12 protein-coding genes are annotated in these 14,138 nt (G+C 69.5%); 7 read left to right on the top strand and 5 right to left on the bottom strand.

The features are described 5' to 3' along the window. Positions 1-152: 152 nt before the first annotated feature. Positions 153-620 carry a hypothetical protein gene (locus ACIPW5_RS33700; RefSeq protein ID WP_401253297.1) on the bottom strand — a complete coding sequence of 156 codons (468 nt, stop codon included), beginning with the start codon at positions 618-620 and terminating at the stop codon, positions 153-155. Positions 621-1,356: 736 nt separating this feature from the next. Between ACIPW5_RS33700 and ACIPW5_RS33705 the strand changes: the two genes are divergently transcribed. Further along, positions 1,357-1,809 (top strand): hypothetical protein, encoded by a 453-nt coding sequence (locus tag ACIPW5_RS33705; protein WP_401253298.1) that lies wholly within the window; start codon positions 1,357-1,359, stop codon positions 1,807-1,809. Positions 1,810-1,823: 14 nt separating this feature from the next. Here the strand turns inward: ACIPW5_RS33705 and ACIPW5_RS33710 are convergent, their stop codons facing one another. Continuing rightward, on the bottom strand, positions 1,824-2,639 hold the full coding sequence (locus tag ACIPW5_RS33710; protein ID WP_401253300.1) for a S1 RNA-binding domain-containing protein: 816 nt from the start codon (positions 2,637-2,639) through the stop codon (positions 1,824-1,826). 433 nt (positions 2,640-3,072) lie between these two features. Here ACIPW5_RS33710 and ACIPW5_RS33715 point away from each other — a divergent pair, with 433 nt between their 5' ends. Next, positions 3,073-4,077 (top strand): hypothetical protein, encoded by a 1,005-nt coding sequence (locus tag ACIPW5_RS33715; protein WP_401253302.1) that lies wholly within the window; start codon positions 3,073-3,075, stop codon positions 4,075-4,077. A 46-nt stretch (positions 4,078-4,123) separates the two neighbouring features. On the opposite strand, the gene ACIPW5_RS33720 is transcribed toward ACIPW5_RS33715, so the two are convergent. After that, positions 4,124-4,417 (bottom strand): hypothetical protein, encoded by a 294-nt coding sequence (locus tag ACIPW5_RS33720; RefSeq protein WP_401253305.1) that lies wholly within the window; start codon positions 4,415-4,417, stop codon positions 4,124-4,126. A gap of 295 nt (positions 4,418-4,712) precedes the next feature. Here ACIPW5_RS33720 and mobF point away from each other — a divergent pair, with 295 nt between their 5' ends. Beyond that, positions 4,713-6,683 (top strand): MobF family relaxase, encoded by a 1,971-nt coding sequence (gene mobF, locus ACIPW5_RS33725; protein WP_401253452.1) that lies wholly within the window; start codon positions 4,713-4,715, stop codon positions 6,681-6,683. Between the two features lie 398 nt (positions 6,684-7,081). On the opposite strand, the gene ACIPW5_RS33730 is transcribed toward mobF, so the two are convergent. Then, positions 7,082-7,525 carry a hypothetical protein gene (locus tag ACIPW5_RS33730; protein ID WP_401253307.1) on the bottom strand — a complete coding sequence of 148 codons (444 nt, stop codon included), beginning with the start codon at positions 7,523-7,525 and terminating at the stop codon, positions 7,082-7,084. Between the two features lie 414 nt (positions 7,526-7,939). On the opposite strand from ACIPW5_RS33730, the gene ACIPW5_RS33735 reads away from it, so the two are divergent. The 4 genes from ACIPW5_RS33735 to ACIPW5_RS33750 all read left to right on the top strand — a co-directional run bounded on the left by ACIPW5_RS33735 (position 7,940) and on the right by ACIPW5_RS33750 (position 10,555). Continuing rightward, complete coding sequence (locus ACIPW5_RS33735) at positions 7,940-8,521, top strand: hypothetical protein (protein ID WP_401253310.1); 582 nt, start codon at positions 7,940-7,942, stop codon at positions 8,519-8,521. Between the two features lie 9 nt (positions 8,522-8,530). Further along, complete coding sequence (locus ACIPW5_RS33740; RefSeq protein WP_401253312.1) at positions 8,531-9,340, top strand: hypothetical protein; 810 nt, start codon at positions 8,531-8,533, stop codon at positions 9,338-9,340. Positions 9,341-9,642: 302 nt separating this feature from the next. After that, the gene (locus ACIPW5_RS33745; protein WP_401253315.1) at positions 9,643-10,242 is read left to right on the top strand and encodes a hypothetical protein; all 600 of its coding nucleotides are present in this window, start codon (positions 9,643-9,645) and stop codon (positions 10,240-10,242) included. Positions 10,243-10,288: 46 nt separating this feature from the next. After that, positions 10,289-10,555, top strand: a complete 267-nt coding sequence (locus tag ACIPW5_RS33750; RefSeq protein ID WP_401253317.1) for a hypothetical protein — start codon at positions 10,289-10,291, stop codon at positions 10,553-10,555. Positions 10,556-11,583: 1,028 nt separating this feature from the next. Here ACIPW5_RS33750 and ACIPW5_RS33755 read toward each other — a convergent pair. Then, entirely contained in the window at positions 11,584-14,079 is a 2,496-nt protein-coding gene (locus ACIPW5_RS33755; protein WP_401253320.1) for a Helicase associated domain protein, read from the bottom strand. Positions 14,080-14,138 lie beyond the last annotated feature (59 nt).

Consider the following 14,138-nt stretch of genomic DNA (forward strand, 5'->3'; position numbering starts at 1 on the left):
GCGGTGCGGTGCGGTGCGGTGCGGTGCGGTGCGGTGCGGTGCGGTGCGGTGCGGTGCGGTGCGGTGCGGTGCGGTGCGGTGCGGTGCGGTGCGGTGGAGTCCACCCGGTGCGCACCACCGCACCGGGTGGACTCCACCGAGCCGGTTGGGGCCTACGCGATGGAGAGGCGCACCAGGTGGGCACCGGCCGGAGCGGGGTGGGCGGCGAGGGCCTGGCCCACTCCCACCGCCTCCAGCTGGCGCAGGACTTCGGCGACGTCCTCGTGGTCGTCGGTGAGGAACTGCACGACGAAGTCGATGACGGCGCCGGCGATGCCTTCCGCCGCGTCCGGCCCGGCCTGAGCCCAGGTGCGCAGGGTGGCCACCAGGACCCGCCCGAGGGCCTCCAGGGCGAACATCTCCGCAGTCGGCTCGCCCGCCTCTGGGCCGGGCAGGGCGGTGACGGGGATGACGATCCGCTCGTCGGCGTCGACGAGCAGCTCGGGCATCCGCGGCTCGGTGCCGGCGAACCCGCGGGTGGCCTCGACGTCCTCGGCCTGGACGGTGCGGAGGTAGCTGAACGCGCTGATCGCCGCGTCCGGGGTCATCGGAGCGAGCGGCAGGGTGGTGGTCTCGGGCATGAGGGCTCCTCACGTACGGGCCACCACGCCGGTCGTGACGGCCCCAGGTCCCGAGACTCGGGGAGCGGCCCTGTGGACAGAGCCCGCGCACCGACGGTGACCACCCGCCCCTTGTCCGGGTGTGACTGCTCATGTTTCCCTGCGGATGCTCATGGTTGTTTGCGGGATCGGCCATGAGAGCGGTCAAGTCACGGTGAGTTGCGGACAAGTACGGCGATTGCCTGTGGGTGCCGGACACGTCGTGCTGCCGTGGGTCTATGACGACGTCGAAGGCTCTCGTCCGCTCCGACATGTGCTCGTTGAACGAGCTGCTTGTGCCGTATCACGGTGGCGCGTCGCGCGGCCGGTTGTCGCTGGGTGAGGGCTGGCCCCGGCGGTGGAGCACTTCCTGGCTGATTGACGGTGGTGAGGTCGCCTGGCCGGTGCGGGACCTGGGCAACTCGATCACGCTCTTGCCAGGCGTTTCCCGCCCCCGACCCCCTGGCAGGACATCCTGGGCACGCTGGTCCCGCAGCCTCCCCATGGCTACGGGGCCGATCACGTCCCGCAGGAAATCCCAATGAACTGGTTCAGGCAGCACTTTCCCGGCACTGCCCGCCTCCCACCCGCCTCCGTCTATGCCCTGCGAAGAACAGCCGCCCTGCAACTGGTTCAGGCGGTTACTGGCAGCAGCCCCCGCGAGGCCGCCAGATTTCTGGGAGTCCCAGCAGCCTGGCCGTCCCACGGAGGCTGGGTGATGAATCCCGAAGCGATAGTCCGAGCGACTTCGGACTTCGACGTGACGGACGCCTTGCAGGGCCTCGCCCAGCACCTCGCTGACCTCCCGCATCAGGTCAACTACCGTGAGCGTCGACAACAGTTCGCCACCTGGCACCTGCCACACGACCAGTGGGAAGCCCTTCTCACCGCGGCCCGGACCGACCCGCAGTCATGCGGCCCAGCGCTGAGCCGCAACGTCACCAGCGCCTACATCTGGGCCCAGGTCACCGGCAGCGAATGGACCCTTGCACCCGTCATGCGAGTGCCGGCCGACGCAGAAGAGTCGTGGTCCCCGCGGAGCGGACCGACAGCCATGGGCATGCGTCGCCTCACCGCCGGCCTGAGCAGTCAAGCCATCCTGCTGGCCGAAGCCGCCGACGCTCTCGCACAAACCCTTTCCGGGCCTGAACAGCCGACTTGGAACCAGTGAGGCCCATGCCAGGTTCAGACCGCTCCGCCAACGGCACCCAGCCGCACCCGGCGAAGCCGGAGATCGACCTCGGTGACCTTCACCGTGATCAGCTCCCCTTCATCGACAAGCTGATCTGGGGTCTCGACCGGCTGGTCGGTCAGCTCCGAGAGGTGAAGGAACCCCACTACGTCGGGAGCGAGCTGCACGAACACACCAAAAGGAACGATCCTGGTGATCGGCCCGGTGAGAACCCGGCCGACCTGATCCGCAAACCGAAGGAGTGGGTCTTCCCGCAGAGCCTTCAGCGAGAGCGTGACCTGTCCGGAGCGCGTCTCGGCAATGATCACCTCAGCGGTGATCCGCTGGCCGGCCTTTACGACCTCGTTGGGATGGCTGATCCAGCCCCACGTCAGGTCCGGCACCCGGATGAAGCCGGTGCACAAGCCCTCCGGTTCGCCATCGAGATGAACGAAGACCCCGAAGTTGTGGACCTCGGACACCGTCCCAGTGACGACCTGCCCTCGTTCAAACGACAGGAGAAAGGATCGCAGCGCCGGGATCTCGCACGCCCTGGCGGAGAGGTGAAGCTGTCCTTCACGCCAACGCCCGATCTCCTCGGCCTTGATCTCCTGGCCGACCTCGAACAGCTCGGACGGATGCTCCATCCGGCGCATCGACGCCTCATACCTAGGAATCCGACCGATCTCAGCTTCCTCTCCTGGGGCATTCACAAGCTCCACCAGGACATCTGATCCGTCGAATCCTGTGACCTTCACCGTCCTCACAACCCCCGGCAGGAGCTGGTTGATCAAGGACTGCAGGCGAGGGTCAGGGGCGGACTCGGACATGGAGTCGAGCCTAGTCGGCGCCGACCGCACGGGCTCCGGCTTTTCGTGCCTCACTACCGAGCCGCCTGCCCACTACAGCCAGTCACGAAGCGAACCTCCGAGACGCAAAATGCGGCGAGCAGAATCCGCAAACAAGCACGAGCAGCACCCAGCACGACCGGGGCCTTCAAGACGATCACCCGCAATCAAGCGTGAGCAGTCACACCGACCGACACGTCAGCAGGGCTTCGCTGCCGTTGCCCCGGCGGATAGATATGCTGCCCCCTACGGCCAGTGGAGGGCCGTGCCTTCTCAGGCGCCGCGGCCCAGTTGGTGTCCGAAGCAGAAGGCGGACGAGCTCGGCTACGACTCCACGGCAAAGCATCAGTCCGACATTGGGAACGGCATCCGAACGCCGTACCGAGGGCCGCCGGTGCGGGATAGGGACCCTCCCATGCGCAACTTTCTGAGCCGGACCGCCGCACGTCGTTGCTGCTACACGAACGAGTCCTTCGACAGGGCCCGCTCCAGCCTGCGGCTGGACCAAGAGCCGATCCCGCCCGCTCAGGGCCGGGAACAGAGGCACTTTGAAGCGGCCATCTTCGATGAACTGCTCAAGTGCCACCATCGGTTCACCGAGTACACCTTCGGTATTCGACGCGTGCACCCGCTCCCGGACTCCCTTGAGCTGGAGGTGGAGAGCGAGGAGCGCGCGCAGGACATCCTGGGTCGTTTCCTGCCCGCCTGCGACGAAGCGGGAGAGGAGGTAAGCGGCCTGCTGGGCCTGCGCGTCACGAAATACACGAAGCGGGGCATCGAGCTTCACGTGGCAGGCCAGCAGACGTCGTTGTGGCTGACCGGCCTACCGCCCGCCACCTGGAAGCGCGCGGAACGCAGCGTCCTGGACAACACCCATGCCGTAGGTTGGCAACCCCTCTGGAGGAGGGCCTACGCATGGAGCCGCCCAGAGCTGGCGTTCGAGGCTCGCTGGAACACTGGGGAATGGGCCCGACAGATGCAGGCAGGATCCTGGTACACCAGCGGGCTGCTACGTCGCATCCCGCTCTTCCACCGCGTGTCCCCTGCCCAGGTTGTCACCGGCTACAAAGGACTTCCGGTACTGGGGTATGACGGGTTCGGGCCCGTCAGGTGGGTCCTCGAGATCGACTTCCCAGACGTCCGTCACCATGCCGACCGGCTCGTCGACATGCTCACGGACCGCACCTTCGGCCTACCGCTCGCGCCGGCCCTTCACCTCGAAGAGTCGCAAGGTTGCCCACTCCCTCCCAACATCCTGAGGCTCGACGACACCGAACGCACCGGGCTCCTGGAGATGCGGTTCTCCACAGGCGTGTACCGGTCGTACATTGCGCAGCACCCGGAAGCGGCTGACCGCATCCAGCAACGTGTTGATGCGGTGCTTGCGAAGCATGAGGCGAACTCGGTCCCCGCCTCCTAACCGATCATGGGATACGAGGACGGGTCGACGATCGACGTCCCCGTCCTCACGGGACGGTGAGGATGGAGTGGGTCCCAACCCGGCGCCACACGATGTGACAGCCGTGGTCCCGCTCCCGTCCGTACGACCACGTGGCGCGCCCGTCCGGCGCCCACGTGAGCTCGTAGACCCCCGGTGCGACCCGCACTCTCTTGACGCGCAGCCCAGGTCGGAAGGGCCGGCCGGTGCGCAGGTCGGGGACGAAGGCGTCCAGGACGACGCGGCGGAAGCGCCGGCGCTGGGCGGGGGTGAGGTGGTGGAGGTCGGCGGTGAAGCGGGGGAGTGTCTCGAAGGTGGGCATGGTGGGCTCCTCCGGGCAGCACGACGAAGCCCCCGGCGAGTGCCGGGGGCTGCTGTAGGCGGTGTTCGTTGGTGGTGTTCGTTCGGTGGTGCTGGATGGTGCTCAGTGGCGCTGGATGAGGTTGTCCGGGGCGTGGTGTGAGTGCTGCCGGAGAGCGATGACATTTGCGTTCGGACCCGGGCCGCTTCCCGCCCGGCGGGCACCTGAGAAGAAAGTTCGGCTGCTACTCCCGCCTGGCGGGACGTCCCGCTGACTCCTCTTTCCTTGCAGGTCAGGGACGTGTGGCGTGGCCCGTATGACAGTCGACATCAGGGTCATCCGAGCCGGTCAGATGTACCGCTACTACCTCCGCGAGACCGTCGTCGGCGACGGCCGCCGCCCCGCCCGCACGTCGCTACGCGCCGCCCAGGAGCAGGCCGGTGTCCCGGCCGGTCGCTGGATGGGCCGGGGACTTGCCGCGCTCGGATTGGCGCCAGGGGAGGAGGTCACCGAGGCGCAGCTGCGGAATCTGTTCGGCGAGCGGGGCCGGCACCCGTACGCGGACCGGATCGAGGCCGACCGGCTCGCCGCGGGCGACTCGGCGAAGAAGGCGTTCAAGGCCGGCGCCCTCGGGCGCCGGGTGACGGTGACCGGGGTCGACTTCGTGTTCCGGCCGCAGCCGACGATCTACCTCCTGTGGGCGCTGGGGGACGAGGAGACCCGGCGGGTGATCGAGGCCGCGCACGAGCGGGCGATCGTACGGGTGCTGGAGTGGATTGAGGACGAGGTCGCGGTGATCCGCTACGGCAAGGACGGCATCTACCGGGTGCGGCCGCCCGGTGGTTTGGTCGCCGCCCGCTTCCGACACTACGAGGCGCGCTCCGGCCGGCCCCTGCTCCACGACCACGTGCTGCTGTCGGTGAAGGGGCAGCGCCTGGACGGGAAGTGGGGCTCGATCCATTCCCTGGCCCTGTACGAGAGCACCGTGGCGGCCTCCGCGCTCTACAACGAGATCGTGGCCTCCGAGGTCTGCGAGGAACTGGGGCTGGCCACGGAGCCCCGCATCGTTACCCCGGGGCACCGGCCGGTGATGGAGATTGCCGGGGTGCCGCACGAGCTGATCCGCTGGACCTCCCGGCGCAGCGACCAGATCGCCGCCTGCCTCGCCGAGCTGGAGCACGAGTACGTCACCGCCGTCGACGACGACGGCGAGCCGCTGTTCCTGCCCGTGGTCTCCGAGCGGGCCGGCGCCAAGATGAACCAGATCGCCGCCCGCAAGACCCGCCCGCCCAAGCAGATGACCCGGCCGCTCGCGAAGCTGCGCGCCTGGTGGAAGGCGAGCGCGATCCTCACCTCCGGGGTCGCCGCCGACGTGATCACCTCCCTCCTCGAGGACGCCCGCGCCGCAGCCGCCGCGATCCGGGCCCGGGTCGCCGCCGTGGTCGACGTCGCCCTGGCGGCCGTCGACGTCACCGCGACCGTGTTCGTGATGAACGACGGCGGGCGCTTCCACCGCCGGCACCTGCTCGCCGAAGCCCGCCGCCACCTCGCCCTCGTCGGTCGCGGCCGCCGCCGCGACCCCGGCCTGGACGACCAGATCGTGGCCGCCGCCATCGAGACGCACTGCCTGGACATCAGCGAGCCGAAGACCACGATCGGCCTGCTGGCCGACTACCGCCTCTACACCGCCCGATGGGACCTTGCCGACCTCCCCGCCCGGCCCCGCCCACCCACTCCCGCGCCCGACCCGGACCGGCAACCCCCGACCGACCCCGGCGAGCCGGCTGTGCCCCTGCCACCGGGCCAGGACGCGGGGGAGTGGGAGATCCCCCGCATCCCGCTCCAGCACGACCGGGCCGTCCTCGCCGGTGCGATGGTGCGCGAGAAGCTGCGCACCACCACGACCGCCGCCGCGCGGGGCCGGGCGTACGACGTCGTCGCCCACCAGCAGGCAGCGATGCCCGAGCAGCTGCTCGCACTCTCGGCTGCTGAAGCCGAGCACGACGACCAGGAGCCGGAGCCCGGCCGCCAGGAGGCGATCGACATGACGGGCGTGCGCGCTCTGCGGGAGGCCCGTACGGATGTGGAAGCCCTCGATCTCACGGCCGACCGACTGCGCCGTATCCAGGAGGCGGCCGCCAAGATGGCCGCCGAATCCCGCGCCCGCGCGGACCGCCGCACCGCACCGGACGACGCCGAGGCGGTGCGCCGGGTGCGCCCGGACGACCAGCAGGCGCACCGCCCGCCCGAGCCCGGACCGCACCGCGGCCGGGAGGCCAGCCACTGAGTGACCCGATGGTGCGCATCCGGTGCGGTGGTGCGCACCCGGTGCGGTGCGCCCCATTCCACCGAGTGGAGGTCACCGCACCGGGTGGAGACCACCGTGCGCGGCATCCACTCCACCGAGTGGAGACCACCCGGCCCGGGAGTGGACGCCATCGCCCGGGACGATGGCGTCCATCCACCCGGTGTGTACCTGATGCATTTCCCCTTGACCTGGGCCCGTGTCAAGGAGGAATGCGCCACGCTCAGCCGGTCCACGCCGCCCGGGGTGCGCCGGCTGCGTCGGTGCGCACCGCCCATCGAGTGGATGCGCACCGGATGGACCCGGGCGCACCACCGCACCGCACCACCGCACCGCACCACCGCACCGCACCACCGCACCGGTGCGCATCGTGCGCGTGGCTACGGACGCCCGGTCATGGACTGCACGGTGTGTGCCCACTCCAGGTGTTCGTCGCGCATCGTCTCCAGGGTGGCGCAGGTGTCTCCGCGGTCGTCGGGGTCAGGGATGACGTTCTCGACGAAGCGGATGATGGTGCGGGCGATGCCCAGCACGGCCGTCGTGGGCGAGTCGCGCGTCCAGTCCCGCAGGGCGGACAGCAGGATGCACCCGACCTCGTCCAGGGCGAAGGAGTCCGAGTGCGGCTCCCCGTCGCCCAGGACCCCCGTGACGGGGAAGACGATGTTCTCGGCGAGCCGCAGCAACAGGAAGGCCAGCTCGGGAGTAGCCGGCGTGCGTCCGGAGGCGTAGTTCCCGCCGCCCGTCTGAAGAGCGAGGAGGTAGTCGAAAGCGCGGTCGACCTCCTCCGGGGTGAGCGGGGTGCGAGGCGGGATCAGGTACGGCATGGAGGTCTCCTCAACTGGGTGACGTCGCTCGGATCACGACGACTCCCGGCAGCCTCGGACGAGCACCCTGTGGACAGAGGCCAGAGAGCTCTCCCCCCTCCGCCGGATGCGGACGAATCGGAACTGCAAGGGCCAAACCGGGCCACCTTGTCCAGCTTGGTCGGTATGGCCGTGAGCCCGGCCCTGACCCCTTGTCCAGGTCCGCTTCCGACCTGCCCGCCGCCGTATTTCTCCTTGACCTGGCCCCGGTCAGACCGCGGCCAAGGGGGTCACCTGCACGCTGCTCCTCCACCACGGCCGTCCCGGCCGGGGCAACAGAGGAGACGAGATGATGACCAGCACCCACCCGAGAGCCGGCGGGCAGCGGCGCCGGTCGGCCGACAGCCGGTCGCGAGCAACGAGGGAGCAGAGCTGATGGCGGGGAAGCGGATCACCAACCCGGCGGGTTCGACGAACCAATACCGCGGCGACGTGCTGCGCGTGCTCGGAGCGTTGAAGGTGGCGACGGCCGATCAGATCCAGCGGTTCGGCGCTCCGCACCTGACGTTCCGGCACGCAGACAAGGAGACGCCGTCGAAGCAGAAGCAGGCCCGCACCGCCTCGCACTCCGGTGCACTCTCCGACATGCGCAAGCACGGTCTGTCCGAGAACGGCGGCTCCACCGAGACGGGCGACGCCCTGCGGAACCTGACCCCCAAGGGCCTGGAGGCCGCTTCCTGCGAGCTGCGGCGCCCGGCGGGGGAGATGGGCTCCACCGCACGCGGCGCAGGCTCCAGCGGGGCCTCCCACCCGATGGCCGTCAACGAGACAGTGATCGCGATGCTGCGGCCGAAGCCGAACATGGCCAAGCTCGCCGACGACCCGCCGCACGTCCAGGCCGCCGCCCAGGCCGCCGTCGACGGACCCGACGGGATCGGCACCATCGCCTCCTACTGGACCGAAGTCCCGCTGCCCGCCACCGGCACCTGGAACGCGCCCGGCAAGGGCGGCGCCTAGGCCGACCTCGTGCTTACCGCACCGCAGGACCAGGTGCCGCTGCTGTTCATCGAGGTCGACAATTGCCACGAAACCGCCGAGGAACTCGCGCTCAAGCTGGAGAAGTACGCCCGCTTCTTCAAGCGGAAGGCGAAGGACACCGACGGCAAGGAGCGCCCGATGTGGCGCACCCGCTGGACGGCTCCGGAGACCCGGTCCGGCGACAGGACGCACCCGCCCGTCCTGCTGGTGTTCAACCGGATCGGCGAGCGCAACCCCAACCGCACGATCTCGCGCCTGATGGACCTGCCCCGGCACCTGTGGGAGGGCGAGCGGCAGAAGGCCGGCCACCACCGCTACGACGGGCGGATCCCGATCATCGCGACCGGCCTGAACAACCTGCGCCGGCAAGGCCCGGAAGGGCCGGTGTCCCTACGCTTCGGCCGCGACCACATGGAGCCCCTGCTCGAAGCCATCGGCAACCCCCGCCGCGAGGCCGCCGACGCCCGCGCCTGGGAAGAGACCACGCGTGCCCAGCAGGAGTACCAGGCCAAGGTGCAGCGCGCGGCGCAGGAGCAGGCCGCTAGACAGGCAGCCGAGCGAGAAGCTCGCCGTCCCGCCTGCACCGGCTGCGGGGCGAAGTTCGTCGACGCACGCTGGGAAGCGGCACAGACGACGGACTGGGGCACCCCGAAGGACTCCCAGCCGCACCTGTGCGACGACTGCAAGCAGGCCCAGGCCGACGCCGCACGGCAGCCCCCAGCCGGCAACGAGCGCCACGAGCAGGACCAGGCCGTGCCCGAGCAGAAGACCGGCCGCTGGTTCTCCCGCCGCACCTGACCCGGGTAAGCCTTCCGCCAGCCGGGTGGGCAAGCCCAAGGCCGCCCTGGGCAAGCCCACGCGGCCGGCGACCGTGCGAGGGGTACAAGTACCGGTATGACGCACGACAGGGTCCGGTGGCCCGCCGTAGTGGACCTGGCACGAGAGATCGTGGAGGGCTACGCCCCGCTCAAGGTCACGCTGCGACAGGGGCCGCGCCTCGGGCGGGCCTGCTCTGGGCAAGCCGCCACTACCTGGTTGCGATTCGGACTGAACTTCGGTGTATCTCCTCCCCAACCCGCTGCTTCTGAGAGCTTCAAGCCATGGATCAGGGATGGGCAGCAGTTCTCGCCGGGGGAGTTGGGATTCTCAGTGCGGTCGGGGGTGCTCTCGTCGGTGGCTTAGCCGCAGTGCGGGGCGCTCGGATTGGGGCCGAGACGAACGCTGCCGCGGTGTTGGCACAGGGGCGGCTTCAAGCAGCGGGAGCACATGATCTATGGGTCCGACAGGAGCGCCAGAAAGCGTACCTGCAGGTGATGGACTGTTACAGCCAGTTCAACCGCGCGTGCGTCCAGTACCGGGATCAGTTGAAGGAAACTCGGCCGCTCGACGATCCAACGATGGACCTGTATGTGAAGACCTTGATCACTTTTATGAGCTCATGTAGTCATCTGGCTCTCTTGGGCCCTGCGTCCGTTCAGGTCGCAGGGGCTGCTGTTCGCACGCAAGCCGAACGCTTCGTCGGAACGATCAGGCTGTGGAACGACGAACTGGCTGAAGGCCTTGCAGACGACTCACAGGCCGATCTTGCTGACATCACGGACGTGTGGTGGGACATCCTGGCGGAAGACGGGAGCGCTATGAGAGCTGCGTACCTTGAGTTCCTCCAAGCAGGGCAAAACGAACTGCTGCGCTTCGCGTGAGTGCCTGAGCACCCTGCAAGCGGAGTGGATGCTAGACAGGATTGCGGTGACCAAGAAGCGGTCCTGGGCCGGCGGCCCGACGGCCCGGGATTGCGGGGGAGAGGTACCCGCGCTCTCTGGCCGCCTTGATCCAGTCCTTGATGGTGGGTTCTGGGCGCTCGAAGAGATCCGCCAGGCTCCGGTGGAGTCCCGGACCGTTGCCAGCCTCGCGGAGGTACGCGTGGGCCAGCTTCTGAAGGAGTGCTCCTTCCAGCGGGGGCCGACCGCGCTTGGCGGGCTGCGCGAGGGCCTCGGCGTTTTCCAGGGCTCGTAGGGATGCCGGAGCGAGTTCGCCGGGCTGACGGCCTACCGGTGACCCGACCCCGATGGTGGTCACGCCTTCGTCCTTCCATGACTGGCTGGCCAGTTCGGCTTGGGCCTGGGCGACGATCTGACCCAGTGGGATGTGCCTCAGGACATCGCCAGTGATCGGCAGGGCAACGGCTGTCGAAGCGTCGTGTCCGATGCCTGGCCAGCTCCTGGACGTTCCGGAGCACTGCCGCACTCTCGAAGGTCGTCGGCGACGCATTACCGGAAGCCAGTTCTGGCTCGAACACCCCGAGTAGATACTCGATCTCGCTGAGGGAGTGCCCTGCGATGTGGGACTCGGGGTTCTTCCTGTCCAGAGTGCGGTCCTTGAGATACTCGCGCATCGCGGCCTCTGCGGGACCGTCCGCCGATGCCCACAGTGCGGGGTCGGCCATCAGACGCCGCGTCGCCTCGCCGTTTGCTTGTGGGTCACCGGTTGAAGGGCGCAACTCCATTCCCAGCCGCACCGCGACTTGGGAGTCGCCGGCCAGACTGGCGATGCGTACAGCCCGACGGACGGAGACAGCAAGCGGGCGGTCGTCGAACTCATCCAGAGCGGTTCGTACCAGCGTCAGGATCTGGTCAGCCGAGGTCATCCACTGAATGTAGCCGCCCACGCCGACATCCCGACCTGGATTTTCCAGGGGCCGGATTGCCTACAGCTCCGTCCATCGCGTCGGCAGCGTGCTGCTCGGTGCTCAAATGGTGCCTCCCTTGTCGTGGTAGATGCGGTGGGTGATCCAGTTTGATCGCGTACGGGCACCGCCGCCCGCGTCTCGGTGGCCGGGGCGCGCAGGATGCGCCAGCTGGTGCGGGGCGCGGTGACGGCGTGGACCAGGGCGACGAGAAGCTGCCGCCTGGCGCCACCCCGGGCCCACGCTCTGGTGAAGCGGACCTGGTCGGTGGCCCAGTCGCCCAGACGCCGCCATGGACGCAGCCGACCGAGCAGATAGCCGGCTGCGACCGCGGCGGCCGCAGTGACGGCGATGCCCATCACGTCCACCGCATCCCGATCGCGGACAGCTGCTCCGCCCGTTCCGGGGGCAGCGTCGCGGCTCGGCTGCGCTGGTTCCCGATCCAGGCCCCGAGCCGGAGCTCCCGCTCCTCCTGGTTCTCGCCGACGATCCGTTCGACGTGCTTGCGCGGCACCCGCAGGTGCCCCTCGCGTTCGAAGAACTGCTTGGCGGCCTCGAAGTTCATGGCCCACTTGTCGGCCTGCGTAGGGCGCTTGGGCTTCTCGTCCTTGGTCGCGGGCTCGATCCCGAGGACCTGCTCGCACATCCACTGCTGCACGGTGGTGAGCTGGTCCCAGCCGTACCGGACCGAGCGCACCCACCGCCCGAGGTCCTCGCCCTGGTGCATCACCTTGCCGGGCTCGGTCGGCAGCGTCCCGCCGGCCTCCTCCAGGTGCAGTCGGACGAGGTGGAAGGCGCGCTGCCACTCCACCGGCCAGACCGGGCACCAAGACGGGTCGATATTCGCCAGCTGCTCGCGCCGCGTCTCCGGCATGGCTCCGGCCGACGACTCCACCGGCAGGCCCTCAGCGCGCCGCTGCTCGTTCTCGGTGGCCTTGCGGGCGGCGGTCCGCGCGTTCTTCAGCCAGGTCCCCACCCGGTAGCCCCGGAAGGTGGCGTCCAGCGGCGCCAGGAGGTGCCCGTTCTCTGCGGCCCACCCGCGCGCGGCCGACAGGCCCTCCTCCCACGCGACGTCGTAGTGCGACCACACCATGCCCAGCTTCTCCAGTTGCTCGACGCGGTCCTCGTCCATGTCGCCGCGGGCGTAGAAGCGCCGGTTGTCGGCGATCCACTGCCCGAGGGGGAAGCTCGCGAGCGAGGCCGGCCACCCCACCCCTTCGGCCTCCTCGCCCTCGGGCACGCGGTACGTGAACGGCACCTTCAGGTCGCCGTGCTCGCGCGCGAAGATGACGGCCGCCTCCACCCCGCGCCGCCAGTGCTCGTGCTCCGGGTTGAGCACCCGAAGGTTGATGAACGCGGCCAGCTGCGCTGGGTCGCGCGGCGTGCTGAACTTCAGCAGCTTCCGCGCCGGGGCTGACGCCCCACCGGACCGGTCACCCCGGCCCTCCTGGCCCTGCGTGGCCTTCAAGGCGGGCTTGTAGGCGCTGGGAGCCTGCTGCTGCGCCAACTGCTCCACGACCCGGGCGTCGTGTGCCCTGAGCGCCTCCAGGAGCTTCGCCAGCCCGCCGTACGCCCGGGAGGTGAGCATGCTGTCGGCTGTCTCGCCGGGTCCGAGCAGGACCGGAACGACCAGGCTGGCCGTCTTGCCCTCGCCCGGCTGCATTCGCAGTGCGCGGCCGACGGCCTGGACGAGGTCGGGCATGGAGCCGCGGACGTCGGCCCAGAACACGGAGTCGCAGTTCTTGGTGTCCACGCCCTCCCCGAGCACCTTCACCGAGCCCAGGATGCCCTTCTCCACGACCGTGCCGTCCGTGGCGATGCCGTCGGCGAACTCCCCGAGGACCCGCCGCCGGTGGACCGGCTTGTGCTCGCCGCCCAGCCAGTCGGCCCAGATCGTGCGCGGGTACAGCTCGGGGTCGGCGGCGTGCAGCTGCGCGGCGACGTGGGGAAGGCCGGCGGCGAATGCCTCGGCCTCCTTCACGATGTGGTGGAAGACCAGGGTGCGCCGGAAGTTCTCCTCCGAGGACGCCTTGAGCAGCGCGGTCTGGAGGGCTGCGAGCCGGGCCCCGCGGACCTCGTCCGAGCGGCTTTCGGCGCCCAGGAGCTGCGCGGCCTGGAGCTGGCTGTCGGTGATGTCCACGCACACCACCTGGTAGGGGGCACAGATTCCCCGGTCGATGGCGTCCGAGAGCGTCAGGGTGAAGCAGCGGCTGCCGAAGGGGCCCTCGGGGTCGTCCTCCATGCTCGCCACCAGCTCGCCCGGCGCGCCCTGGTCGGCGTCCTCGTCCAGCTGCCACAGGCGGGGCGTGGCAGTCATGTAGAGGCGGCGCAGGGCCGGGATGCGGGTGTTGTCGTGGACGACCGCCCACGGCTTGCCCAGCCGCCCCGACGTCCGGTGTGCCTCATCGACCACGATCAGGTCCCAGCCCGGAAGGCCGGCCCTGTGTGCACGCTCCAGCGTGCCCAGCCCGAGGGAGGCGTACGTGGCGAACACGGTGACCTTGCCGAACGGCCGCACCCAGTCGACCAGCTCGTCCGCGTCCGTGGTGTTGGGGAAGGACACGTCTTCGTCCCGTAGGGACGAGACTCCGATCATCGGGCCTGTACGGCCGCCCTGGCGCCACGTGGCCTCGGTCTGGGTGAGCAGGTCCAGCGAGGGGACGAGCAGCAGCACACGGCCTGCACAGAGCTGATCCGCGCTGCGGGCCGAGATCAGGGTCTTCCCGGAACCGGTGGCCATGATCACCTGAGTCCGGAGCCCGCGCTCAGGCGTGAGCGCTCGTGCAGGCAGTTCCAGGGCGCGCAGCACGGCGTCCACGGCTTCCCTCTGATGGGGGCGAAGTTCATGGGCCATGCGGTCATTCTTCACGGCAGCTGGACTGCTTATGGCACGAAGCCGGTGCCGTGGTGATC

The organism is Streptomyces sp. NPDC090077 (assembly GCF_044747545.1).
In the GTDB taxonomy this organism is placed as follows: Bacteria; Actinomycetota; Actinomycetes; order Streptomycetales; family Streptomycetaceae; genus Streptomyces.

What these genes read in the sequence shown, in the direction of transcription:
- ACIPW5_RS33735 (WP_401253310.1), top strand. Translation starts at nt 7,940, where the DNA reads ATGGCGGGGAAGCGGATCACCAACCCGGCGGGTTCGACGAACCAATAC.
- ACIPW5_RS33700 (WP_401253297.1), bottom strand. Translation starts at nt 620, where the DNA reads ATGCCCGAGACCACCACCCTGCCGCTCGCTCCGATGACCCCGGACGCG.
- ACIPW5_RS33745 (WP_401253315.1), top strand. Translation starts at nt 9,643, where the DNA reads ATGGATCAGGGATGGGCAGCAGTTCTCGCCGGGGGAGTTGGGATTCTC.
- mobF (WP_401253452.1), top strand. Translation starts at nt 4,713, where the DNA reads ATGACAGTCGACATCAGGGTCATCCGAGCCGGTCAGATGTACCGCTAC.
- ACIPW5_RS33755 (WP_401253320.1), bottom strand. Translation starts at nt 14,079, where the DNA reads ATGGCCCATGAACTTCGCCCCCATCAGAGGGAAGCCGTGGACGCCGTG.
- ACIPW5_RS33715 (WP_401253302.1), top strand. Translation starts at nt 3,073, where the DNA reads ATGCGCAACTTTCTGAGCCGGACCGCCGCACGTCGTTGCTGCTACACG.
- ACIPW5_RS33720 (WP_401253305.1), bottom strand. Translation starts at nt 4,417, where the DNA reads ATGCCCACCTTCGAGACACTCCCCCGCTTCACCGCCGACCTCCACCAC.
- ACIPW5_RS33710 (WP_401253300.1), bottom strand. Translation starts at nt 2,639, where the DNA reads ATGTCCGAGTCCGCCCCTGACCCTCGCCTGCAGTCCTTGATCAACCAG.
- ACIPW5_RS33705 (WP_401253298.1), top strand. Translation starts at nt 1,357, where the DNA reads ATGAATCCCGAAGCGATAGTCCGAGCGACTTCGGACTTCGACGTGACG.
- ACIPW5_RS33730 (WP_401253307.1), bottom strand. Translation starts at nt 7,525, where the DNA reads ATGCCGTACCTGATCCCGCCTCGCACCCCGCTCACCCCGGAGGAGGTC.